The 22,141-nt window shown below is 64.5% G+C and carries 23 protein-coding genes; 1 reads left to right on the top strand and 22 read right to left on the bottom strand.

Annotated elements, in window-relative coordinates; all coding sequences use genetic code 11:
• Positions 1–293: 293 nt before the first annotated feature.
• The 8 genes from WN72_RS17125 to WN72_RS17090 all read right to left on the bottom strand — a co-directional run bounded on the left by WN72_RS17125 (position 294) and on the right by WN72_RS17090 (position 7,585).
• Positions 294–1,244 carry a sugar-binding transcriptional regulator gene (locus WN72_RS17125; protein WP_092217010.1) on the bottom strand — a complete coding sequence of 317 codons (951 nt, stop codon included), beginning with the start codon at positions 1,242–1,244 and terminating at the stop codon, positions 294–296.
• A 4-nt stretch (positions 1,245–1,248) separates the two neighbouring features.
• Entirely contained in the window at positions 1,249–1,914 is a 666-nt protein-coding gene (locus tag WN72_RS17120) for an HAD family hydrolase (RefSeq protein WP_027558914.1), read from the bottom strand.
• 76 nt (positions 1,915–1,990) lie between these two features.
• Positions 1,991–3,910 carry a nitric oxide reductase activation protein NorD gene (locus tag WN72_RS17115; RefSeq protein WP_092217009.1) on the bottom strand — a complete coding sequence of 640 codons (1,920 nt, stop codon included), beginning with the start codon at positions 3,908–3,910 and terminating at the stop codon, positions 1,991–1,993.
• A gap of 10 nt (positions 3,911–3,920) precedes the next feature.
• The gene (locus WN72_RS17110) at positions 3,921–4,733 is read right to left on the bottom strand and encodes a CbbQ/NirQ/NorQ/GpvN family protein (protein WP_092217008.1); all 813 of its coding nucleotides are present in this window, start codon (positions 4,731–4,733) and stop codon (positions 3,921–3,923) included.
• 62 nt (positions 4,734–4,795) lie between these two features.
• Positions 4,796–6,142, bottom strand: coding sequence for a cbb3-type cytochrome c oxidase subunit I (locus WN72_RS17105; RefSeq protein WP_027558911.1), 1,347 nt, complete (start codon positions 6,140–6,142; stop codon positions 4,796–4,798).
• A gap of 39 nt (positions 6,143–6,181) precedes the next feature.
• Entirely contained in the window at positions 6,182–6,634 is a 453-nt protein-coding gene (locus WN72_RS17100) for a c-type cytochrome (protein WP_027558910.1), read from the bottom strand.
• A 112-nt stretch (positions 6,635–6,746) separates the two neighbouring features.
• A complete protein-coding gene (locus WN72_RS17095) occupies positions 6,747–7,007 on the bottom strand; it encodes a cytochrome C oxidase subunit IV family protein (protein WP_092217007.1) in 261 nt (86 codons plus the stop codon).
• 2 nt (positions 7,008–7,009) lie between these two features.
• Positions 7,010–7,585, bottom strand: coding sequence for a cytochrome c oxidase subunit 3 family protein (locus WN72_RS17090; RefSeq protein WP_092217006.1), 576 nt, complete (start codon positions 7,583–7,585; stop codon positions 7,010–7,012).
• Between the two features lie 171 nt (positions 7,586–7,756).
• On the opposite strand from WN72_RS17090, the gene WN72_RS17085 reads away from it, so the two are divergent.
• Positions 7,757–7,912, top strand: a complete 156-nt coding sequence (locus WN72_RS17085; RefSeq protein WP_085965373.1) for a hypothetical protein — start codon at positions 7,757–7,759, stop codon at positions 7,910–7,912.
• 27 nt (positions 7,913–7,939) lie between these two features.
• Here WN72_RS17085 and WN72_RS17080 read toward each other — a convergent pair whose 3' ends face one another.
• The 14 genes from WN72_RS17080 to WN72_RS17015 all read right to left on the bottom strand — a co-directional run bounded on the left by WN72_RS17080 (position 7,940) and on the right by WN72_RS17015 (position 22,140).
• Positions 7,940–9,184 carry a sensor histidine kinase gene (locus tag WN72_RS17080; protein ID WP_027558907.1) on the bottom strand — a complete coding sequence of 415 codons (1,245 nt, stop codon included), beginning with the start codon at positions 9,182–9,184 and terminating at the stop codon, positions 7,940–7,942.
• 137 nt (positions 9,185–9,321) lie between these two features.
• Positions 9,322–9,534: a hypothetical protein gene (locus tag WN72_RS17075; protein ID WP_027558906.1), complete on the bottom strand. Its 213-nt coding sequence runs from the start codon at positions 9,532–9,534 to the stop codon at positions 9,322–9,324.
• 95 nt (positions 9,535–9,629) lie between these two features.
• On the bottom strand, positions 9,630–10,820 hold the full coding sequence (gene mmsB / locus WN72_RS17070) for a multiple monosaccharide ABC transporter permease (protein ID WP_027558905.1): 1,191 nt from the start codon (positions 10,818–10,820) through the stop codon (positions 9,630–9,632).
• Positions 10,817–12,394: a multiple monosaccharide ABC transporter ATP-binding protein gene (gene mmsA / locus WN72_RS17065; protein WP_028146346.1), complete on the bottom strand. Its 1,578-nt coding sequence runs from the start codon at positions 12,392–12,394 to the stop codon at positions 10,817–10,819. Before mmsA ends, mmsB begins: the two co-directional genes overlap by 4 nt.
• A gap of 135 nt (positions 12,395–12,529) precedes the next feature.
• On the bottom strand, positions 12,530–13,603 hold the full coding sequence (gene chvE / locus WN72_RS17060; protein WP_027558903.1) for a multiple monosaccharide ABC transporter substrate-binding protein: 1,074 nt from the start codon (positions 13,601–13,603) through the stop codon (positions 12,530–12,532).
• A gap of 71 nt (positions 13,604–13,674) precedes the next feature.
• Positions 13,675–14,556 (bottom strand): SMP-30/gluconolactonase/LRE family protein, encoded by an 882-nt coding sequence (locus tag WN72_RS17055; RefSeq protein WP_092217004.1) that lies wholly within the window; start codon positions 14,554–14,556, stop codon positions 13,675–13,677.
• Positions 14,553–15,629, bottom strand: a complete 1,077-nt coding sequence (locus WN72_RS17050) for an aldose epimerase family protein (protein WP_092217003.1) — start codon at positions 15,627–15,629, stop codon at positions 14,553–14,555. Before WN72_RS17050 ends, WN72_RS17055 begins: the two co-directional genes overlap by 4 nt.
• Positions 15,630–15,631: 2 nt before the next feature.
• Positions 15,632–16,558, bottom strand: coding sequence for a Gfo/Idh/MocA family protein (locus tag WN72_RS17045; RefSeq protein WP_092217002.1), 927 nt, complete (start codon positions 16,556–16,558; stop codon positions 15,632–15,634).
• Between the two features lie 2 nt (positions 16,559–16,560).
• Positions 16,561–17,331 (bottom strand): FadR/GntR family transcriptional regulator, encoded by a 771-nt coding sequence (locus WN72_RS17040; RefSeq protein ID WP_194483026.1) that lies wholly within the window; start codon positions 17,329–17,331, stop codon positions 16,561–16,563.
• Positions 17,332–17,696: 365 nt separating this feature from the next.
• Positions 17,697–18,869, bottom strand: a complete 1,173-nt coding sequence (locus WN72_RS17035; protein WP_092217080.1) for a fumarylacetoacetate hydrolase family protein — start codon at positions 18,867–18,869, stop codon at positions 17,697–17,699.
• Positions 18,870–19,120: 251 nt separating this feature from the next.
• Positions 19,121–20,179 (bottom strand): YeiH family protein, encoded by a 1,059-nt coding sequence (locus WN72_RS17030; RefSeq protein WP_027558897.1) that lies wholly within the window; start codon positions 20,177–20,179, stop codon positions 19,121–19,123.
• A 112-nt stretch (positions 20,180–20,291) separates the two neighbouring features.
• Entirely contained in the window at positions 20,292–20,510 is a 219-nt protein-coding gene (locus tag WN72_RS17025; protein WP_027558896.1) for a hypothetical protein, read from the bottom strand.
• A 164-nt stretch (positions 20,511–20,674) separates the two neighbouring features.
• Positions 20,675–21,388: an ABC transporter ATP-binding protein gene (locus WN72_RS17020; protein ID WP_027558895.1), complete on the bottom strand. Its 714-nt coding sequence runs from the start codon at positions 21,386–21,388 to the stop codon at positions 20,675–20,677.
• Positions 21,385–22,140: an ABC transporter ATP-binding protein gene (locus tag WN72_RS17015; protein WP_092217000.1), complete on the bottom strand. Its 756-nt coding sequence runs from the start codon at positions 22,138–22,140 to the stop codon at positions 21,385–21,387. Before WN72_RS17015 ends, WN72_RS17020 begins: the two co-directional genes overlap by 4 nt.
• Position 22,141 lies beyond the last annotated feature (1 nt).

Genomic DNA, 22,141 nt, shown 5'->3' with positions numbered 1-22,141 from the left:
AAACTCGCGTTTTGAGCATATGCCCACGCGTTGGGCGTATGTTCAATCGAGAGGCGGCGGTTGTCAAGCAGGCGCGCGGAATTCGCGCAACTTATGAGTGCTGCGGTGCGGGAGGAGCAGACCTTCCCACACCGTCATGCCCCGCGCAGGCGGGGCATCCAGTACTCCGTGTCGTCTGTTGGTTTGCCCCAAGCGAGGCCGCGGCGTACTGGATCGTCCGCCTGCGCGGACGATGACAGCGTCGTGGGTGGTGAGACTGTCCGCCTCGCTAACGCTGGAAAACGCGCCCCGCCCTACCGCTCCAGGATCGCCCTTGCGGTCGCCTCGTCCGTGATCAGGCCGTTGATCAGCCGCCCGTTCAGCGCCGCCGCGATCGCGGGGACCTTGGCGGCGCCGACTGCGGCGCCGATGGTCGTGGTCTTGGCCGGCACTTCCGGCGGGATGCTGGTGAGGCGCTTGTTGGCGCCGGCCTTGAGCAGGCGGCCCTTGGCATCATAGGCCCAGCCAGTGATCTCGCCGATGGCGCCCAGCCGCATCATCTCGAACAATTCGTCGCGGGTGACGAAGCCGTCGATATGGACCTGCGCCTTCTGGTCCATCTGGCCGATGCCGACCAGGCGCAAATCCGCCTTGGCCGCGACCGCCTTCACCTTCGCAATCGGCTCGATCCGCACCATCCTGTTGCGCTCGTCCTCGGACGACATCAGGAACGGCAGCGGCATCGGATAATGCCGCGCGCCGGTGCGATCGGCGAGCCGGCCGACGGTGTCGTAGAAGCTCGCCGAGCCGTCGGCGGAGATGTTGCCGACCAGCGAGACGATCTGATGGTTAGGCCGGTCGATCGGCGTGACGCGCTCGACCGCGGCGCGCACCGCCCTCCCGGTGCCAAGCGCGACGATCACGGGCGTCTCCGAACGAAGGGTCGAATCCAGCAGATTGGCGCAGCGCTCGGCGATGCCGGCGGTGGCCTGCGGCGCCGCAGGATCGGCGGGCACCACCTCGCAATGGACGAGATCAAACCGCTGCTTCAGCCGTGCCGCCAATTCCATGCAGGCGGCGATGGGATGTTCGAGCCGGAACGTGATCAGCCGCTCGGCAAGACATAGCGAGACCAGCCGCTGCGCCGAGGCGCGTGAGACCTGGAGCATTTTTGCGATCTCGTCCTGGGTGTGGCCCGCAATGAAGTAGAGCCAGCCCGCCCGCGCGGCATCATCAAGTCTCGACCTATCGTTCTCGCCAGCCAAGGCGTCACGCCTCCTTCCAGAAATCGCTCATCTGCGCGAAGACCCGATCGGCTCCGGCGGCGGACAATATAGCGCGGCCGTCGCGCCCCCGATAATGGCTGCCGCCGACAAATCCCCAGACCGTCATGCCGGCTGCCTTGCCCGCCTGAACGCCGCTGACGCTGTCCTCGATCACCAGCGTGCGCGCAGGCTCCGCGCCCATCTTCTCCGCCGCGTGGAGAAAGAGATCGGGCGCCGGCTTGCCACGCTCGACCATTTGCGCGGTGTAGATCCGCGCTTCGAAATGCGGCGCAAGGCCCGTCACCCTCAGCGACAGCGCGACGCGGTCGAGATCACTCGAGGAGGCCACGCAATGCGGCACGCGCAGGCCGGACAGGACGGTATCGACATCCTGAACCGGACGGAGCGCCGTCTCGAAGGCGGTCAGCACGCGCGACTTCAGCCGCAGCGGAAAGTCGACCGGCACCATCTGGCCGAGCTCGCGATAATGTTGGGTGACCGCACTGGTGCTTCGCCCGAGAAACAGCTCGAGCGCCTGCGCAAGCGTCAGCGATATCCCGGATAGGGACAGCTCGTCGGACAGGCACTGGCAACTCAACAGCTCGCTGTCGACGAGCACGCCGTCGCAGTCGAAGATGATCAGGTCAGGCCTTGGCCGGCTTTGGTCCATCCGGCCATTCGATCATATACCCAATTGATGAGCAATAGTTCACCTTGGAACATGGCGCCGCGGGCTCCCAGGTCGTTCAATGGGCCACCTGCCGGTAGATCGCCGGCAGCGCCGCGGGCAGCCGGCGGATGTTGCCGACGATGGCGTAGCCACTGCGGCCGAACAGCGTCGGAAAATAGGATTGCGCAGCAGCATCGACCGTCACGCCGAACACCGCGATGCCGAGCCGGCGCGCCTCCTGCACGGATTTGCGGGTGTCCTCGACCGCAAAGCGTCCCTCGTAATGATCGACATCGTTGGGCTTGCCGTCGGTGAGGACGAGCAGCAGCTTCTTGCGCTGCGGCTGGCGTGCAAGCTCAGCTGAGGCGTGGCGCACCGCCGTGCCGATCCGGGTATAATAGCCGGGTCTGAGCGCGCCGATGCGGCGCTCGACCGCGCCGCTCATCGGCTCGCCGAACGCCTTGACGGTCTCGAGCCGCACCCAGGAGCGCCGGCGCGACGTGAAAGTCAGGATGCTGTGGTGATCGCCGCAGGCCGACAGGCCATGAGCTAGCACGAGTAGCGCTTCCTTCTCGACGTCGAGCACGCGATAGCCATCGACCCAGGCGTCGGTCGAGAGCGAGACGTCGACCAGCAGCGTGACGGCAAGATCATGCGCTTGCGGCCGCATCGCCATGTGGACACGATCAAGACCGGCGCCATTGCCGCCGGCGCGCAGATCGCAGCGCGCGCGCACGAGCGCGTCGAGATCAAGATCATGGCCGTCAGCCTGGGCACGCATCAATTCGTGGCGCGGCCGCACGATCTCGAAGCGACGGCGGACCTGGCGGATGTGCCGGCGCATGGTCTCATCGGGCGCCCAGCTCTCGCCGGTTTCGGACGCTGGTGCGGCGAGCACGCGGCAATGATCGGGCAGATAGGAGGTGCTGCGGTAATCCCATTCGGGATAGGATCGCTCCGCGTTCAAGCACGATGTATCGAGCGCTTCCGGCGGCAAATCCAGATCGAATTTGAGCCGGCTCGCCGGCTTGCCGCTGCGGCGGCTGAGCGTGATCTCGTCGAGATCGTCGGCGGCCTTCTGCGCATCCTCGTCCTTGCTGTCGTCGGCGGGACGGTCGACATTGACCATCTCGGCCATGGCGAGGATCTTTTCGAAACGGTTGAGCACGAAGGGATCGCGGCGATTGGCGCCGTCCTCGCGCTCGCGGATGGCGAACCGCTTGCGATTGTCCGACGGTGCGGGCGAAGCGGCCGGCGCGCACTCGTCCATGCCCGCATGCGCAGGCGAAAGCGCGCGCGTCCAGCAATCTCCCCAGAGCGGGCATGGCAGGATCGAGCGATAGCCCGGCGGCGCCTTGTCCGGCAGCGGTCCCGTCCCCGTCATCGCCGGCCACAGCTTGCCCTCAGGCGGCACATCAGCGCCAAGCAGAGCGAGCACGATCTGCTCCATGTCCTGCTCGATCCGCGGCAATGGGCGGTGCGGCCGCGCCATGGCCGTGGCCGCAGCCAGCCGACCGTAATCTTCGGCAAGGCCCGGACATTCTGTCAGCACGAGCACCGCGATCTCGCTGGTCCGGCGCAGCATCAGCAGGTCGCGCCGCAGCGGATCGGCCTCCTCGATCGCGTCAGGAGGCGCAAACGCAAACCATGCGGCGAGCCAGCGGTACAGCGCTGCGTTCAGCTCACGGTCGGCGAAAATCGCGATGCTGTCAGGCAGGAAAATTGTTGCGGCATCGCGCCCCGGCTGCTCCAGCCGCTCGTCGCCGAGCCCGATGCGTTGTCGCCAGCCGAGACGGTGCCCCGCCCTACGGGCGCTCGCGCTGGCGATCTGCACGCCGGTCTCGCCGCCGAGTGCGCGAAACATGATCGCGATCCGGCTGCGAGCTTCCGCGAGCGAGACGGCGTGTTCGGCATAAACAGGATAGCTCGCGGTGCCGCCGACCAGGCGATGCCAGGCCCGGCCGACCGTTTCTTCAAGCTCGAGGAAATCGAGCATTACATCACCTTCAGGAGATCACGGCGCGCGCGACGTCGAGCAGTGCTGCCTTGACGTCGGCGTCGTCGGTCAGTGGTTCGATCATGGCTGCCAACACGGCATCGGCAATCGAGGCGCCAGCTGCGATCAGCGTGGCGCAATAGACGACGAGGCGGGTCGAGACCCCCTCCTCGAGGTCATGGCCCTTCAACGCGCGCAGCCGGCCGGCCAGCGCGACCAGCGGCCGCACGTAATCGGGCGCAAGGCCGCTCTCGGCCGCGACCACCGCGATCTCCTGCTCCGGCGGAAGGAAGCCGAACTCGATGGCGACAAAGCGCTGACGGGTCGACGGCTTCAGCGCCTTGAGCAGCGTCTGGTAGCCGGGATTGTAGGAGACCACGAGCATGAAGCTGCTTGGCGCAACAAGCTCCTCGCCGGTGCGCTCCAACGGCAGGATGCGGCGGTCGTCGGTCAGCGGATGCAGGACGACAGTGACGTCCTTGCGCGCCTCCACGACTTCGTCGAGATAGCAGATGCCGCCGTCGCGCACCGCGCGTGTCAGCGGACCGTCGGTCCATACGGTGTCGCCGCCCTTCAGCAAGTAACGGCCGGTCAGATCTGCTGCCGTGAGATCGTCGTGACAGGCAACCGTGTGGAGCGGCAGCCCCAGCCGCGTCGCCATATGCGCGACGAAACGGGTCTTGCCGCAGCCGGTCGGCCCCTTCAGCAACACAGGCAGCCGATGCCGCCAGGCGTGCTCGAACAGCGCGCATTCGTTGCCGCTTGCGACATAGGCCGGGAGCTCAGGTGCGGGAGCCGCCAGAGCGTGAAGTGCTGCTTTCATGTTCCTTCTCCGGAAAATCGGTTTGACGAGGCGGCCGCGACGTTGCGCGGCCGCCTTCGCGTTCACTCGGCCGGCTGCAAGGCAGCCGGGATCGTCGCCGGCTTCTCGCGGCCCGGCACCAGCACGGCCCAGACGAACATCAGCGCAGAGATCGCGACGAACACGCCGGAGCCCAGCCGCACCCAGTAGAAGAAGGCGAGCTGGTCCTGCACGTCCATGTAGCTCTGGCCCAGCACGCGCTGGAGATGGACCTGGATCACGCCGGCAAAGGTCAGCGCGAAGGTCATGGTCATCATGGCCGTGCACATGATCCAGAAGCTCGCCATTGAGAGCCACTGGTTATAGGGCGCGCGTCCCTTGATCTGCGGGATCGCGTAGGCCATCACCGACAGGTTCAGCATCACGTAGGCGCCGAAGAAAGCGAGATGGCCGTGCGCGGCGGTGACCTGCGTGCCGTGGGTATAGTAGTTCACCGACGACAACGTGTGCAGGAAACCCCAGACGCCGGCTCCTAAGAACGCCATCACCGAGCAGCCCACCGACCACAACAGCGCGGCGCGGTTCGGATGCTTGCGGCCGGCCTTCCAGGTCATCTGCACGGTGAAGATCACCATGGTGAAGAAGGGCGCGACCTCGAGCGTGGAGAACAGCGAGCCGATCCACTGCCAGTAGCCGGGCGCACCGATCCAATAGAAGTGGTGGCCGGTGCCGAGGATGCCGGAGAACAGCGCCAGCCCAATGATGACGTAGAGCCACTTCTCCACGACCTCGCGGTCAATGCCGTTGAGCTTGATCATCAGGAAAGCGAGCACGGAGGCCATGATCAGCTCCCAGACGCCCTCGACCCAGAGATGGACGACGTACCACCAGTACATCTTGTCGACGGCGAGATTGGCCGGGTTGTAGAAGGCGAACAGGAAGAAGATCGCAACGCCCCAGAGGCCGAACAAAAGGATGTTGGTGACCGTGGTCTTGCGGCCCTTCAGCGCCGTCATGGTGACGTTGAACAGGAACATCAGGCAGACGACGACGATGCCGACCTTGATGATGAAGGGCTGTTCGAGGAATTCGCGGCCCTCATGGTAGTGGAAGAGGTAGCCGACCACGGCCACGCCCGCGGCGCCGAAGAACATCCAGAACTGGATCTTCGCCAGCAGCGGGCTGTAGAGTTCAGTCTCGGTTTCCTCGGGCAGCAGGAAGTAGGTCGCGCCCATGAAGCCGATCAGCGACCACACGATCAGTGCGTTGGTGTGGATCATCCGGACGATGTTGAACGGCAGGATGACCGACAGGGTGTTGGGCAGGACATAGATGGTCCCGGCAAGCAGGCCGAACAGGACCTGGGCCAGGAACAGGGTCAGCGCGCCGTAGAAATACAGCATCGCGACTTTCTGGGTTTGGTACTTCATCTCGGGTTCTCTCTGTCTTGAAAGAGGAAAGCGGCGAGCTCAGCCCGCCTTGTTCGGCGGCCATTCCTGGCGCTTGATCTTGCTGGTCCATTGCAGGAAGTCGGCGAGGTCGTTGAGCTCCTGGTCGGTGAGGTTGAACTGCGGCATCTGCCGCCGCCCCTCCGCGCCCGAGGGCTGCGACTGCATCCAGGCCTTCAGCGTCTCGCGCGCCGCGGCCGGATCCTCATTGCCGCCCCAGCGGTCCCAGACGTTGCCGACTTCCGGCGCGAAATAGGCGCCCTCGCCGAGCAGCGTGTGGCAGTTGATGCAGGAGTTCTTCTCCCAGACATGCTTGCCGCGCGCGACCGACCACGTCAGCGTCGTCGCGTCCGTCGAGGTCGTTGCCATGTAGTAATGGCTGTGCGCCGTCAGCCCTAAGAAGATGGCGAAGAAAAAGGCCGAGCCGCCGTAGAAGACGTTTCGAGCCGCCGACTTGGTCAGGCGTTCAGCCATTGCCAATCCTTTCCGTTGTGAGTCCAGTCGTGAGGAAGCGGTGATGCTGTAGTTTGCCTGTTAGTGCGGATGGGTCTTTGTCGGGGAGCAATGAACGCTCGCGTCGACCGCGTCAGATCAGGGCGACGACGGCGGAGGCGAGCCAGGCGAACAGCAGCACGATGACGATCCAGGCGCCGACGAGACCACGCCACAGCGCGGGCACGACGCGCAGATCCATGAAGTCGAGCGCGATCCGGCGGCCCTTGATGGCGGCCAGCGACAGCAGCGCAGCATTGCCGAGCACCTGCCACGGCATAAATGGCGGCAGCAGGATGGTCGCGAGCGCGAGGCCGATCAGCACGAACCAGGTGATGTCGAGGCGATCCGGCATCGTCACCGCGCCAGATAGAGAATCGGGAACATGACGATCCAGATCAGATCGACCATGTGCCAGAAGGCGGCACCCGTCTCGACGCCCACGGTCTCGGCGCGGCGGCAGACCACCGCGAGGATGATGATGCCGAGAGCGACATGTAGGAGACGGAAGCCGGTCAGCAGGAAATAGAGCGTGAAGAACGGGCTGGTCTCCAAGCCAATGCCGCGGCCGATCTCCTCGGCATATTCGGCAAGCTTGATCGCGATGAAGAAGCCGCCGAGCGCCATCGCGATAAGGAGCCAGCGGCGTGATATCCGCTTCTCGCTCGCTCGCGCCGATTTCGTCGCCCGGGCCGCAGCCCAGCCGCTGGTCACCAGCACGATTGTATTGAGGCCCGCGAGATTCGAATCCAGCGCCGCCTGCCCCGCCGCAAACACCGTCGGGTGGATCGCACGGGCGACCACGAAGGCACCGAGAAACAGGCCGAAGGCGACGAGCTCGCTGAAGATCAGCACCCAGATCATGGGATCGCCGGGGAGATCTTCCAGGATTCCCCAACCGGTTCCCTCTCGTTCGCAGTCGGCCGCAGACATCGTCTTTCCGGATCAGGACACCGGCCAGCCTTAGCTCAGCCGTCCTGTTCGGAATTTGTCGCAGAACAAACTCGGAGATCGCCAGAGCACTTGTTTGCGCCGACGCAACGTCCGGCCTGCTGGAGCTCGTTACAAACCGGCTCATGTTCCCAGGGAATAGCGAGCGCTGAGATGAGCGATGCACAGATCGGGCTGATGACCGCGACACCCATCATCATCGCCTTCGCCATCGCGCTCCGGCGCATGGGCGTGCTGTCGACGGTCGCGACGGTTTCGGCGGTGAGCCTTTCCGTCGCAATCGCGACGGTGCTGTTCACGACGCAATAATCCGGACACCGCGGATCGGGGGCGCGATCAGCTCGCGACGGATCGCCGGTCGGGCGCCGTTCTCGGCAGGACCAGCTGAAACCGCGTGCCCTCACCGGGCTTGCTTTCGAGCCGGAGCTGTCCGCCCAATCGATCCACGACGATGCTGTGCACGATGTGCAGGCCAAGGCCGCTCGCGCCGTCATGCCGGCGCGTGGTGAAGAAGGGATCGAAGGCCCGCCGCTCCACGTCGGGCGCCATGCCGCAACCGTCGTCGGCAAACAACAGCTCGATATGCCTGTGGCCTACCGCGCGGAGCGAGACGTCGATCTTTCCTGCTCCGCCACCGGAGAAGGCATGCGTCATCGCGTTGACGGCGAGGTTGGTGAGTACCTGACCGAACGGACCGGGATAGCTGTCCATGGCCAGATCGGGCTCGCAGCGCAGACCGAGCGCGATGTCGCGCGTGCGCAGCTGCCGCTCGAACTGGGAGAGAACCTGGCCGGTCAGCTCGCCCGCATCGAAGCTGCGCCGGTGTGACAGGGTCTGATCGGCCGCCACCTGCTTGAAGGACTGCACCCGTTCGGCGGCGCGGCCGAGATTGGTGACCAGCTGCGCCGAGGCATCGCCCACCAGCTCCAGAAAGCCCGTCAATGTCGAACGCTTGAGACTGCCCCGCGCGACCTCCGCGGCGAACTGCTCGGCCTTGCGCTGCAGCGTCGAGGCGACCGTCAGGCTGCTGCCGAGCGGTGTGTTGATCTCGTGCGCGACACCGGCGACCATGCGCCCGAGCGCCGCCAGCTTTTCCGCCTCGATCAGAGTGTCCTGGATATCGCGCAAATGACGAAGCGCGGTCTCCGCGGCATCCCTGGCACTGCGGATCTCCCGCTCGGCGCGCTTGCGCTCGGTAATCTCCTCCGCCGCCACGTTGACCGCGACGATTTCGCCATCCGGCATGCGCAGTGGATGCCAATAGGTGACCCAGGAGCGCTCCTCGGCCTGGTCGGCCCGTTGCCCCGCCACCTCGATGCCGATCACGGGCTCGCCGGTCTGCATGATCGAACGGACGATCTGCTCGACGGACTCCGCCAGAGCCGGCACGCAATCCCTGACCGTATGCCCGAGATGGCCCTCGACCGATATGCCGCAGATTTCGGTCAGGCGCTGGTTGATCAGCAGGTAGCGGCAGTCCGGTGACAGACAGGCGAGCCCGATCGGGGCAGTGTCGTAGATCAGTTGCAACGCCGGCAACGTCGAGACCAGCATCACCTCCGAAGCCGGCGATGACCTCATTCTACGCGTCACTCAGGTTCCCCGTAATCCCTTACGCCAACCGCATGAAATTCGCACGAAACTGGCTGCCGATTGATCTAGATCAAGAAGGCGCGCCGGCGCCTCTCGTTTCGAGGCTTTGGCGTGAATCGCCTCGTTCAAAACAGAACAAAGGCGCCGATCAACAAACCTGCAGCAAAGGAGCAGAGCCCGAGAGTGCAGACAGAAACGATGCGCAAGAGGATGCGAAGCCGCCCCTCAAATTCATCGTCTGACATCTCGTGGATATGAGCCGCCACCGGTGCTGCCCTGCCCGTGCCCTGCTCGGCACCCCCGGATTTAGACCCCAAATCATGGTCATCGCGAGGCATCGGTTCCGCTCGCGATGCCGTGATCGAAATTGACGAAAATTGCAATCGCCTGGCGGGGGCAGCGCCAGAGCCTCCCCCGCGACGTGATTTTGCGCCTACCGCCGCTGATTATACACGTCGATACATACTGCCCCGAGCAGCACCAGACCCTTGATAACCTGCTGATAATCAATACCGATGCCGAGGATGGACATGCCGTTGTTCATCACGCCCATGATCATGGCGCCGACCACGGCCCCGCCGACGCGCCCGACACCGCCATAGGCCGAGGCGCCGCCGATGAAGCAGGCGGCAATGACGTCGAGCTCGAAGCCGAGGCCCGCCTTCGGCGTCGCCGTGTTCAGCCGCGCGGCGAAGACGAGGCCGGCGAGCGCGGCCAGCACGCCCATGTTGACGAAGGTGAGGAAGGTCAGCCGCTCGGTCTTAATGCCGGACAGGCTGGCCGCCTTGGCATTGCCGCCGACCGCATAGATCTGGCGGCCGATCACGGTGCGGCGGGTGACGAAGCCGTAGAGCGCGATCAACGCGCTCATGATCACCAGCACGTTGGGCAGGCCGCGATAGGTCGCGATCAGATAAGTGAAATAGAGCACGGCGCAGGACAGCACAATGCTCTTGCCGAGGAAGAACGCGTAGGGTTCAACCTCGATACCGTGCGACACTTCCCGCGCCCGGCTCTTGGCGCTGGCGTAGACCAGCCCGAGCGCGAGCACCGCGCCGATCAGCATGGAGGTCGGATGCAGCGTGCCGGCTTCGGGCAGCAGCTCCGGAATGAAGCCCGACGACAATTTCTGGAAGGTCGACGGGAACGGCCCGAGCGACTGGCCCTGCAACACGGCGAGCGCGAGGCCCTTGAACACGAGCATGCCCGCCAGCGTCACGATGAAGGACGGGATCTTGAAATAGGCCACCCAATAGCCCTGCGCCGCGCCGATGGCTGCGCCGACCAGCAGGCAGGCAATGAACGCGAGCGTGTAGTCGACCTTGTAGGTCACCATCAGAAGCGCGGCGACTGCACCGACGAAGCCCGCGACTGAACCGACCGAGAGGTCGATATGTCCGGTCACGATCACCAGCAGCATGCCGAGCGCCATGATGACGATGTAGCTGTTCTGGAGCACCAGGTTGGTGAGGTTGAGCGGCTGCAGCAGCGTGCCGCCGGTCATGATTTGGAAGAACAGCATGATCGCGATCAGCGACATCAGCATGCCGTAATTGCGCAGATTGTTCTTGATAAAGCTGCCGTGCCGCCGCTCCTCGGGCAGCGAAACCGTCTTGTCGGTCATGGCTGCTCACCTCCCATCTCCGCGGCCTCGACCGCGCCGTTTCCGTTGCTTCGTTCGTTGCGCATGATGGCGCGCATGATCTTTTCCTGCGTCGCATCCGCGCCCTTGAACTCGCCGACGAAGGCGCCGTCGTTCATGACGCAGATGCGGTCGCAGATGCCGAGCAGCTCGGGCATCTCCGAGGAGATCACCACAACGCCGCGGCCGGCCTCTGCCAGCTCATTGATGATACAGTAAATCTCGTATTTGGCACCGACGTCGATGCCCCTTGTCGGCTCATCCAGGATCAGGACCTTGGGGTCGGTCATCAGCCATTTCGACAGCACCACCTTCTGCTGGTTCCCGCCGGAGAGCTGGCCGGTCTCCTGGTAGACATCGGAGCAGCGGATGCGCATGCGGTTGCGGTAATCGCTGGCGACCTTCAGCTCGGCGATATCGTCGATCACCCTCCCCGGCGCGACCTGGTCGAGGCTCGCGAGCGTAATATTCTTGCGGACGTCGTCGGCGAGGATCAGACCGAGTTGCTTGCGATCCTCGGTGACATAGGCAAGGCCGGCATCGATCGCCGCGGCGACGCTCGGCAACGCGATCTCCCGGTCCTCAAGGGCGATGCGGCCGCTGATATTGGTGCCCCAGGAGCGGCCGAACAGGCTCATGGCGAATTCGGTGCGGCCCGCCCCCATCAGCCCGGCAATTCCGACGACCTCGCCGCGTTTGACCCCGAAATTGACGTTCTTGATCACTTGCCGCTCGGGATGGATGGGGTGATAGACCGACCAATTCTCGACGGTCAGCACGGGCTCGCCGATCCTCGCGCTACGCTCCGGGAAACGGTGAGCCATATCGCGGTTGACCATGCTGCGGATGATGCGGTCTTCCTGGATCGGTTCGGCCCGGCAATCGATGCTGTCGACGGTGCGGCCGTCGCGCAGCACGGTGATGTGGTCAGCGACCTTGGCGACCTCGTTGAGCTTGTGCGAGATCAGGATCGAGCCGATGCCCTGCTGGCGGAACGCCATCAGGCGCTCGAGCAGCGCGGCGCTGTCGGCCTCGTTGAGGCTCGCGGTCGGCTCGTCCAGGATCAGCATGCGGACGCGCTTGGAGAGCGCCTTGGCGATCTCGACGAGCTGCTGCTTGCCGACGCCAAGATCGGTGATCAGCGTATCCGGCGACTCCTTCAGGCCGACCTGCGCCAGCAGCTCGCGCGTGCGCCGGTAGACCTCGTCGCGATCGATCACACCGAACTTCGACGGCGGATGCGAGAGGAAAATGTTTTCCGCGATCGACATCAGCGGGATCAGCGCCAGCTCCTGGTGGATGATGATGATGCCGAGCGCCTCGGAATCATTGATGTCGCGGAAACGGCGCTCCTCGCCCTCGAAGACGATGGTGCCCTCGTAGCTGCCAGCGGGATAGACGCCGCTCAGCACCTTCATCAGCGTGGATTTTCCGGCCCCGTTCTCGCCGACGAGGGCGTGGATCTGGCCGGCCTCGACCGAGAAGTTGACGTCGCGCAGCGCCTGCACACCGGCAAAGCTCTTGCTGACGTTGCGCATCTCCAGCATGGCGGTCATGGCGTTGGTGTCCTTTAATCACCGTCGTTCCGGGGCGCCCGTAGGGCGAACCCGGAACCTCGAGATTCTCAGGTGCGCAATTGCGCACCATAGTTCGATGCTTCGCATCGCCCTGGAATGACGGAGTACTAAATCTTACTGGAACTGCGACTTCTTGTAGTAGCCGCTGTCGACCAGCACCTTCTCCCAATTGTCCTTGTACACCACGACCGGCTTGAGCAGATAGGACGGCACGGTCTTGACGCCGTTCTCGTAGGTCTTGGTGTCGTTGACGGTGACCTGCTTGCCGGCGAGCGCTGCGTCGACCATGTCGGCGGTCACCTTGGCGAGGTCACGGGTGTCCTTGAAGATGGTCGAATACTGGTCGCCGCGCAGCATGGCCTTGATCGAGGGCACCTCGGCGTCCTGGCCCGAGATAATCGGCATCGGCTGGTCGGCGCTGCCGTAGCCGACGCCCTTCAGCGAGGAGATGATGCCGATCGAGAGGCCGTCATAGGGCGACAGCACCGCGTTGACCTTCTTGTTGCCGTAGTAGGCGCTGAGCAGATTGTCCATGCGGGCCTGGGCGGTGGCGCCGTCCCAGCGCAGGGTCGCGACCTTGTCCATGCCCATCTGGCCGGAGACGACGACGAGCTTGCCGCTGTCGATGTAGGGCTTCAGCACGCTCATGGCGCCGTTGTAGAAGAAGTAAGCGTTGTTGTCGTCGGGCGAGCCGCCGAACAGCTCGATGTTGAACGGACCTTTGCCGTCCTTGAGGCCAAGCCCCTGCACGATCGACTCCGCCTGGAGCACGCCGACCTGGAAATTGTCGAAGGTCGCGTAATAGTCGACGTTCGGCGTGCCACGGATCAAGCGGTCATAGGCGATCACGGTGATGCCCTTTGCTTTCGCCTGCTTGAGCACGTCGGACAAAGTGGTGCCGTCGATCGCGGCGATCACCAGCGCCTTGGCGCCCTTGGTCACCATATTCTCGACCTGCGAGAGCTGGTTCGGAATGTCGTCCTCGGCATATTGCAGGTCGGTGTTGTAGCCGCGCTCCTTCAGCACCTTGACCATGTTGTTGCCGTCGTCGATCCAGCGCGCGGAGGATTTGGTCGGCATCGCGATGCCGACGGTTGCCTTCTCCTGTGCGGACGCGGTGACGCCAGCTGCCAGCGTTGCAGCGCCGGCCAGCGCCAGTGCGAGAAATGTCGTCTTCAATTTCAGCATGTTTCACTCCCTTTGGGTGTCAGACTGTTTCTTCGTTTCGTCGAGAACTTGGTTGGATTGACTCTGGTCTCCTATGCGAGCTTGACGTCGGGCTCCGCGCGACCGCGCGCAGATGCCTCCAATAGAAAGGTGCAGCCGGCTTGCGGATCGGCGGCGCGCACCGCCGCATCCATGTCCTGCCAGGCAGAAGTGACGAGAAGGCGCGACAGATCCGGGCCGACGAAGGCCGGGCAGCTCGACTGTTTTGCCGGCACACTGAGCGAGCGCAGGCGTTCGCCCTGCGGCGAATAGACATCGATGCGGCCCGCGCCCCAGCAGGCGTTCCAGATATTCCCGTCGGCATCGCACACCGAGCCGTCGAGGCCGCCGACGCCGGTGTGGCGCAGCAACACCTCCGGCTCGCCGCGTGGCAGGCCGGTGGCTGGATTGAGCGGCACCGAATAGAGCACCGCGCGCGCAGTGTCGGTGAAGTAGCCGGTCGCGCCATCAGGCGAGAAGCAGATCGAGTTCGGAATGCTGATACCGGGATACAGCATCGAGATCTTGCCGCGGTGGAACGCATAGATCGCTCCCGCCCCGGCTTCCGCCTTGCGGCCCATGGTGCCGATCCAGAACGTGCCGGACTGATGCACGCGGGCATCGTTGGAGCGGGTGGCGGGATTGTCGGCTTCGAGCGGACAGAGCAATGTCATCGCACCATCGGCGAGCCGGCGGATGTAGAGGCCATCTTCCGCGACGATCAACTGGCGCTCGGCATCGATCCGCCCGAGCGCGCTCGCCATCCGGCCGAGCGCGTGGATGCGGATGGTACGGCCAGCGAGATGCGCCTCGAACAGACGTCCCTCGCGGATGTCGAACCACCACGCGGTATCGGTGGTGACATCATAGGTCGGCCCTTCGCCGAGATGACACTGCTCGGCTGATAGAACCGAGGTCGGCACCTGTTCGATCATGGCGTCCTCACTGCGAAGCGATAGACGGTGTGATGCCGATAGACTTGGCCGGGATCGAGGCGCGGGCTTGGAAAGTCCGGCCGGTTCGGCGAATTGGGCCACATATGCGGTTCGAGACATATGGCATCCGACTGCCGAATGAGCTTGCCGCCCTTGCCCGAGATCGTACCGTCGAGATAGTTGCCGGAATAGACCTGCAAGCCGGGCTGATTGGTGAAGAGCTCCATGACGCGCCCCGAGCGCGGCGCCTCCAGCCGCGCTGCGAGCGCCAGCTTGCCGTCACGTCCAAGGCAATAGGTGTGGTCGTAGCCCTTGCCGTTGCGCAATTGCTCGTGGCCCTCGCGAATGCGCGCACCGACGGCCTGCGCCTCGCGGAAGTCGAACGGCGTGCCGGCAACGCTGCGCGGCGGCTCCGGTAGCGGAATGGCGGTGGGATCGATCGCAAGGAAATGCTCGGCCGCGACCGTCAGCTTGTGATCGAGAATCGGCGTGCCCGAGGTCGCGCCTTCCAGGTTGAAGAAGCTGTGGTTGGTGAGGTTGACGATGGTCGGACGGTCCGTCCGTGCTTCCATCATCAGCGACAGCTCGGCCGGGCCGGTGACGCGATAGGTCAGGCGCACATCGAGCTTGCCGGGATAGTTTTCCTCGCCGTGCGGGCTCGTGTAAGTGAGCGTCACCGCGGGCTCGGCGCCGTCTTCGATCCTGGCAATGTCCCAGAGCTTGCGATCAAAACCATCCAGCCCGCCGTGCAGGGCATTCGGGCCGTTATTGACGGGGAGTTGGAAGATCTCGCCATCGAGCGAAAACTGTCCCTTGGCGATGCGGTTGGCGTAGCGGCCAACTGTGGCGCCGAAGAACTTCCGCTCGGCGAGATAGCCGGCGAAGGCATCATGGCCGAGCACGACGTCGTCGCAGCCGCCCGTGGCGTCCGGCGCGATCAGCGCCTGAATCACCGCGCCATGGGTGATGATACGGGCCTCAAACCCGCCCTCGCCGCGCAGCACGATGCGCTCGACCTTGCGGCCGTCAGGCAGCGTTCCAAAGACGTCTCTTGTTGTTCTTGCACCAGCCATGTTCAGTCCACAAAAGGTTCGACCAGGGTGCGCTTGCCGAGAAGGAAGGCATCGGCGACGAGACGGAGCGGCGCTAGGTCGACGTCGCTCATCCCGGTCGCGGTGAGCGCGACAAAACGCCGGTACAGCTCGCGATATTCCTCATCAGGCGCATCGGCAACAACCTTGCCGTCGACCGCCATGATCCTGGCGCCGCGGGACAGCTTCATTTGCCCTCCGTCGGTGTCGACGAGGATATCCCAGCTCTGCGGCCCGGTCTGGCGGAAATCGAACTCGGCGGTAACAGGCAGGCCGCCGATATCTGTCAGCGTCAGATTGGCGGCGATCGGCGCCTGGCAATTGGCTGGAAATGCGAGCTCGGCCGCGGTGACGAAGACCGGTTGCGGCAGGATCCGGGTCAGGATCGAGAGCGCGTTGATGCCGGGATCGAACACGCCAAGCCCGCCCGGCTCCCAGATCCAGGTCTGCCCGGGATGCCAGACGCGGACGTCTTCCTTCCAGTTGATGTGCACCGATTTGAGCCGCCTCGTGGCGAGCCATTGGCGCGCCGGCTCGACCGCGGGCGCGTAGCGTGAATGCCAGGTCGCAAACAGTGTCCGCTTTGCCTCCGCCGCCATCGCAATGAGCGGGTCTAGCTCGGCAACGCCGATGCCGGGCGGTTTCTCCAGCATCACATGCTTGCCGGCCGCGAGCGCGGTCGCGGCCTGGGCGCGGCGCACCTGCGGCGGCGTGCAGAGCGAGACCGCGTCGATCGGCGGTCCCTGCTCCAGCAACTCCTCAATGGTCGCAAAATGCGGCAGCCCGGGCAGCGAAGCGTTGCGGCTGGCGACGGCCGCGAGCGTCGCGCCTTGCACGACGGCGATCGCGCCGACATGCTGGTCGCGTGCGATCTTGCCGAAGCCGACGATGGCGATGCGAAGTTCGCTCACGCTTATTCTCCAATATCTGCGGACGGTAGCGAGTCCGCCGGGGCGGTCTCGATCACCGTGCCCTCGTGGCGGCGCATGCCGTTGTGAATGACATAGACCATGGCTTCGGATGCTGTCTCCGCGTCGCCCGCAGCGATCGCTTCGACGATCTTCTGATGCCAGAGCAGCACGGTGTCGCGGTCCTCCGGCTCGACCGGCGCGCTGAGCAGGAACGAGGCGCGTAGCGCGGCCTCGATCACGTGGCCGATCGAGCGCATGAACAGGTTGCCGGACGCACGCGCCACGGCGACGTGAAGCGCGAGGTCGGCATCGGCGAAGCCAACGGAGTCGGACGCCTCGTGCCGCATGCGTTCCATGCTGCGACGAAGCTCGGCGATGTCCTCTTCAGATCGCTGGGAGGCTGCGAGCATGGCGGCGCGCGGCTCGACCGCCAGACGAATCTCGGCGAGATCGTTGAGGAAGCGCTTGTCGATACCGGCGTCGAGATGCCAGGCCAGCACGTCGGCGTCGAACATGTTCCAGGCGGCGCGCTCGCGCACGACGGTGCCGACCCGCGCCTTGGTAGAGAGCAGCCCCTTGGCGACCAGCGTCTTCACGCTCTCGCGCAGCACCGGCCGCGACACGCCGAACATGGTGATCATCTCGGCGTCACCAGGCAGGCGCGTTCCCTCCGCATAGCGGCCGGCGATGATGTCGACGCCGATCGAGCGGGCCACTTCCGCATGGTTGGAGTGGGCTCGTTTGGTTGGAATGACCACGATGCGCGCGGTCATAGGGCGCCTCTCTCCTGGATACTGGCGAGCGCCGATTTTGGTAACATGGCACCCACGCATGCCCCCTTCGGGGCGATTAGGGGCACTAGATCATGGAAGAGAGGGGCTGACTAGTCATATTATCTGACTATTCATTCGAAATCGCTGGGAACATTTTGGAGAGACTTACGACACCTTCAGAGCGATTTTGTTCCGGCGATGCAACGCTGAGACGAAGGAAAATTTGTGGAGTGGTTTGCGTGCCCAGCAACGCGTCAGGCCCGGGCCTGTCCCGGGCAGCCACGTTCTTCGTGCCGCACGCAAGACGTGGATGGCCGGGACAAGCCCGGCCATGACGAAGCCGCAAGCAGACGCAAGGGGAAGAACTAGATCAGCTTCCGCTGCGCCAGGTTCTTCATCAGCGCGCCGATGCCGAACGTCCAGGGCTCGCACTCGTCGCTGGTGCGCATGCGATTGACGAGCTTGCCGAGCTGGGGCGCAGAGATCGTGACGATGTCGTCGCGCTTGTGAGTGAACCCCTGTCCCGGCGCCTCGCGATCCTTCACGGGTGCGAACATCGTGCCGAGGAAAAGCACAAAGCCGTCGGGATATTGATGCACATTGCCGATGGTCTGCCCGACGAGATCAGTCGGATCGCGGCTGATCATGCTGATCGAGGAATGGCCGTCGAGAACGAAGCCGTCCGCGCCCTTGACGTTCAGGCTGATATCGAGCTTGCGCGCGTCGTCGAGCGTAAAACTGTCGTCGAACAGGCGCAGCAGCGGGCCGATCGCGCAGGAGGCGTTGTTGTCCTTGGCCTTCGAGAGCAACAGCGCCGAGCGGCCTTCGAAGTCGCGCAGGTTCACATCATTGCCGAGCGCGCCGCCGACAATCTTGCCGCGGCTGGAGACGTACAGCACCAGCTCCGGCTCGGGATTGTTCCAGGTCGACTTCGGATGCAGCCCGGCATCCATGCCGGTACCGACCGAGGACAGGGTCGGAGCCTTGGTAAAGACCTCGGCGTCGGGGCCGATGCCGACCTCGAGATACTGGCTCCAGGCGTTCTGGTCGATCAGCACCTGCTTCAGATGCATCGCCTGGTCGGAGCCCGGCTTGAGCTTCGACAGATCGTCGCCGATCAGCCGCGTCACCTCTTTGCGGATCGCTTCGGCCGAGGCCGGATTACCTTTCGCGCGTTCCTCGATCACGCGCTCCAGCATCGAGATCGCGAAGGTGACGCCGGCGGCTTTCAGGGTCTGGAGATCGACCGGCGCGAGCAGCCACGGTTTCTTGGGATCACGACCATCGGGCGCGGTGTTGGCAACGATGGCTTCGAGATCGCCGATGCGCTCGCCCTTGACCGCGGCCAGCGCCTTGGCCGGGCTGTCCTCCTCGCAGAGCGCGCTGATGGTTGGAAACTTGGCGGTGACGTCGAACACGCCATCCCCGCGCACGGCGACCACGGCGGGGCCGTTCACCTGCGGCAGCCAGACGCGACCGGCGAGCGTGCCGCGTGTTCCGTCCTCGGGGAGAAGGTCCTTTACCGTCAAAGTCGTCATGGCCGCGCCCTCGCTCTTGTCGGATCGGCCGTGTGATTTGCCGGCCAATCGCATTGGCGAAAACCAATAGCGGTCTGGCAGGGGATGTCCACGGCCAATCGCTAGAGGATTCGATTAAGCCCTCCCCGCTTGCGGAGACGACGGTCTCGTAGGGTGGGCAAAGCGTAAGCGTGCCCACCATCCCTGGTCACACGCAGATGGTGGGCACGGCGCTATCGCGCCTTGCCGACCCTACGGCAGTCTTGCCCTCATCACTTGAACCAATGCACCAGTGCGATGCTGATGCCGAGCAGCAGCATCAGCGACAGAGTCACGGCGGCAGTCACCCGGCCGCCAACATTGGCGAGCACGCGCACGTCGACGCCGAGGCCGAGTGCGGCCATCGACACCACGGTGAGAAAGCCAGTGATCTTCGTCACCGGTCCCACCACCGTGGCCGGCACGATCTCGAGGGAGCGCAGGGTCGCAAGCGCAAGGAAGCCGAGGATAAACCAGGGGACCAGGCGGAAGAAGCCGACATTGGCCTTCTTGGCGCCGGCCTGCCAGCGCGAGGCGACCAGCGACAGGCCCACGACGACCGGCCCGAGCATCAGGACGCGCATCAGCTTCACCAGCGTGCCGATCTGCGTCGAGATGAGACCGGCCGGCACCGTCGCCGCAAGCACCTGTGGCACTGCGTAGACGGTGAGACCTGCGAGGATGCCGTATTGCGTGGCGGACAATTGCAGCAGCGGGATCAGCAGCGGCAGGCCCAGCACCATCATCACGCCGAGGATCGCGGTGAAGGAAATCGACGATGCGATCTCGTCATTGTTGGCGCCGATGATCGGCGCCACCGCCGCGATCGCGGAATTGCCGCAGATCGAATTGCCGCAGGCGATCAGGATCGACAGCCGCGTCGAAAGGCCGAGCATCCGGCTGAGGCCGAAGGAGACGCAGAGCGCGACCACGACGACGGCCGCGATCGATGCCAGCAGAGCGATGCCGGAGGCTGCAATGGCGGCAAAGCTGATGGAGGCACCCAGCAGCATGACCGCGACCTCGAGCAGCTGCTTGGCGCTGAAGGCGATGCCGGCCTGCCAGCGCGGCGCGGGTTTCCAGAAGCTGCGCAGCGCCATGCCGAGCAGGATCGCCATCACCAGCGCCTCGACATAGGGATGCTCGAACACGCCGAGCTCAGCCCGCTCCAGCAGGGCCGAGACACCGGCGACGGCGACGCAGAGGAGAATGCCGGGAATCAGCGCGAGAACCCGGCTCGCGGTGGTGGCCGGCTTGGAATCGGCCGGGCTGGATGCTTGATTCTGCGTCACAAATCTCTCCCAAGGAGAAGGATTTATACGCAGCACAGTCCGATTGGGGAATAAGTTTTCGGCATATCAGGGCCGAGGGAAGTTCTGTGCTCGGCCCGGGAATAGCGAGGGGTCAGAAGATCAGGCTTTTGGCGAGCGAAGCGACGCGGCTGAAGCCATCATAGACGCCCGGCTCGAAGAAAGCGGCACGGGCGAGCACGATGCCGGCGACCAGCGACCAGAACAGGCCGGTGCCGACCCGCAGCAGCATTTTTGAAGCGCGCGACCGCGGCTGGGTGTCCGTTGCGGACACCAGTTGCTCGCCGAAGGGCTCAAATCCGGTACGTTCCATGGCCGTCAAATCCATCAATCTCTGGCGGAAATGTCGTCGTTTCGGCCCAAAACAGCAATGGAAGCGATTGGCGTTTTTGTCCTCCGGAGGGGAAACTCCTTCCTCCCGACGGTGCCGGGGCAATAGTTTTCTTCTTCCGGCCTATTTGGACACCGGCACCCGGCTTAGAGGGCCAGATAGCGGCGACGGATCGCGTCGTTGGCCTTCAGCTCGTCGATCCCGGCGGCATAGACGATCTGGCCCTTGTCGATGACCGTGGCGTGGCTCGCCAGCCCCAGGCAGAAATGCATGTTCTGCTCGGCGATCAGCACGGTCGAGCCGAGCTGGCGAAGCTGACGCAGCAGCTCGCCGATCCGCTGCACGATGATCGGTGCGAGCCCCTCGCTCGGCTCGTCCAGCAGCAGCAGCGCCGGATTGCCCATCAGCGTGCGCGCGATCGCGAGCATCTGCTGCTCGCCGCCGGACAGGCGTCCGGCGATGCGATGGCGCAGCGGCTCCAGGAGCGGGAAGACTTCATAGATGCGCTTGATTGGCCATTCGTCCTGGCCTTCCGGCCCCTTCTTGCGACCGATGACGAGATTGTCCTCGACCGTGTGCTCCGGAAAGATCTGGCGGTCCTCCGGCACGAAGCCGAGGCCGGCGCGCGCGATATGGTGCGGCTTCTGGCCGGAGATCACCGCGCCGCGCAGGCTTACTTTGCCCCGCCGCGGCGGTGCCAGGCCCATGATCGCCTTCATAGTTGTCGACTTGCCGGCGCCATTGCGCCCGAGCAGCGCCATGGTCTCGCCCTGCCGCACGGAGAGGCCGACGCCGAACAGGATCTGGCTGGTGCCGTAATAGACGTCGAGATCGGCGACTTCGATGACAGGGGTGCTCATGCGGCGGCTCCCGCATGCTCGGTGCCGAGGTAGGCGTCGATCACGGCGCTGTTGTTGCGGATCTCGTCCGGCGTGCCGGTTGCAAGGATACGGCCGTAGCAGAGCACGACGATCTTGGGCGCGATCTTGAACACGATGTCCATGTCGTGCTCGATGAAGACGACGGTGATCTTCTGTGTCTCCCAGAGCTCGCGCACCTTGTCGATCATGCGCCAGCGTTCCTCCGGACCCATGCCGGCGGTCGGCTCGTCCAGCAGCAGCACTTTGGGTTCGAGCACCAACGCCAGAGCGATGTCGAGCAGTTTTTGGTCACCATGCGACAGCGTCGCGGCGGTGCGATTGCGCTTGCCGGCAAGGCCGAGCAGCTCCATCACGTGTTCGGCGCGGTCGCGTGTCTCCGGCAAGGGAAAACGCTTGTGCAGCACTGCGGAGGTGCGCTGATCGGCGCTGACGGCAGCGAGCATGGTCTCCTGCACTGTCAGCGATTTGAAGATGCTGGCGACTTGGAAGGCTCGGCCGATGCCGTGACGCACGATCTCCGGCGGCGAACGACCGGCGAGATCGACGCCGTCGAGCAGCACCTGGCCGGAATCCGGCTTCAACGCGCCGGTGATCAGGTTGAAGAAGGTGCTCTTGCCGGCGCCGTTCGGGCCGATCACGGCGGTGAGCGAACCATCGGGAAAGTCGAGCGAGACGTCGTTGGTCGCCTTCACGCCGCCAAAGGACTTTGCGAGGTTGCGGATCTCGAGCATC

The organism is Bradyrhizobium arachidis (genome assembly GCF_015291705.1).
Taxonomy (GTDB): domain Bacteria; phylum Pseudomonadota; class Alphaproteobacteria; order Rhizobiales; family Xanthobacteraceae; genus Bradyrhizobium; species Bradyrhizobium arachidis.
This window is presented reverse-complemented; position numbering and strand designations above follow the sequence as displayed.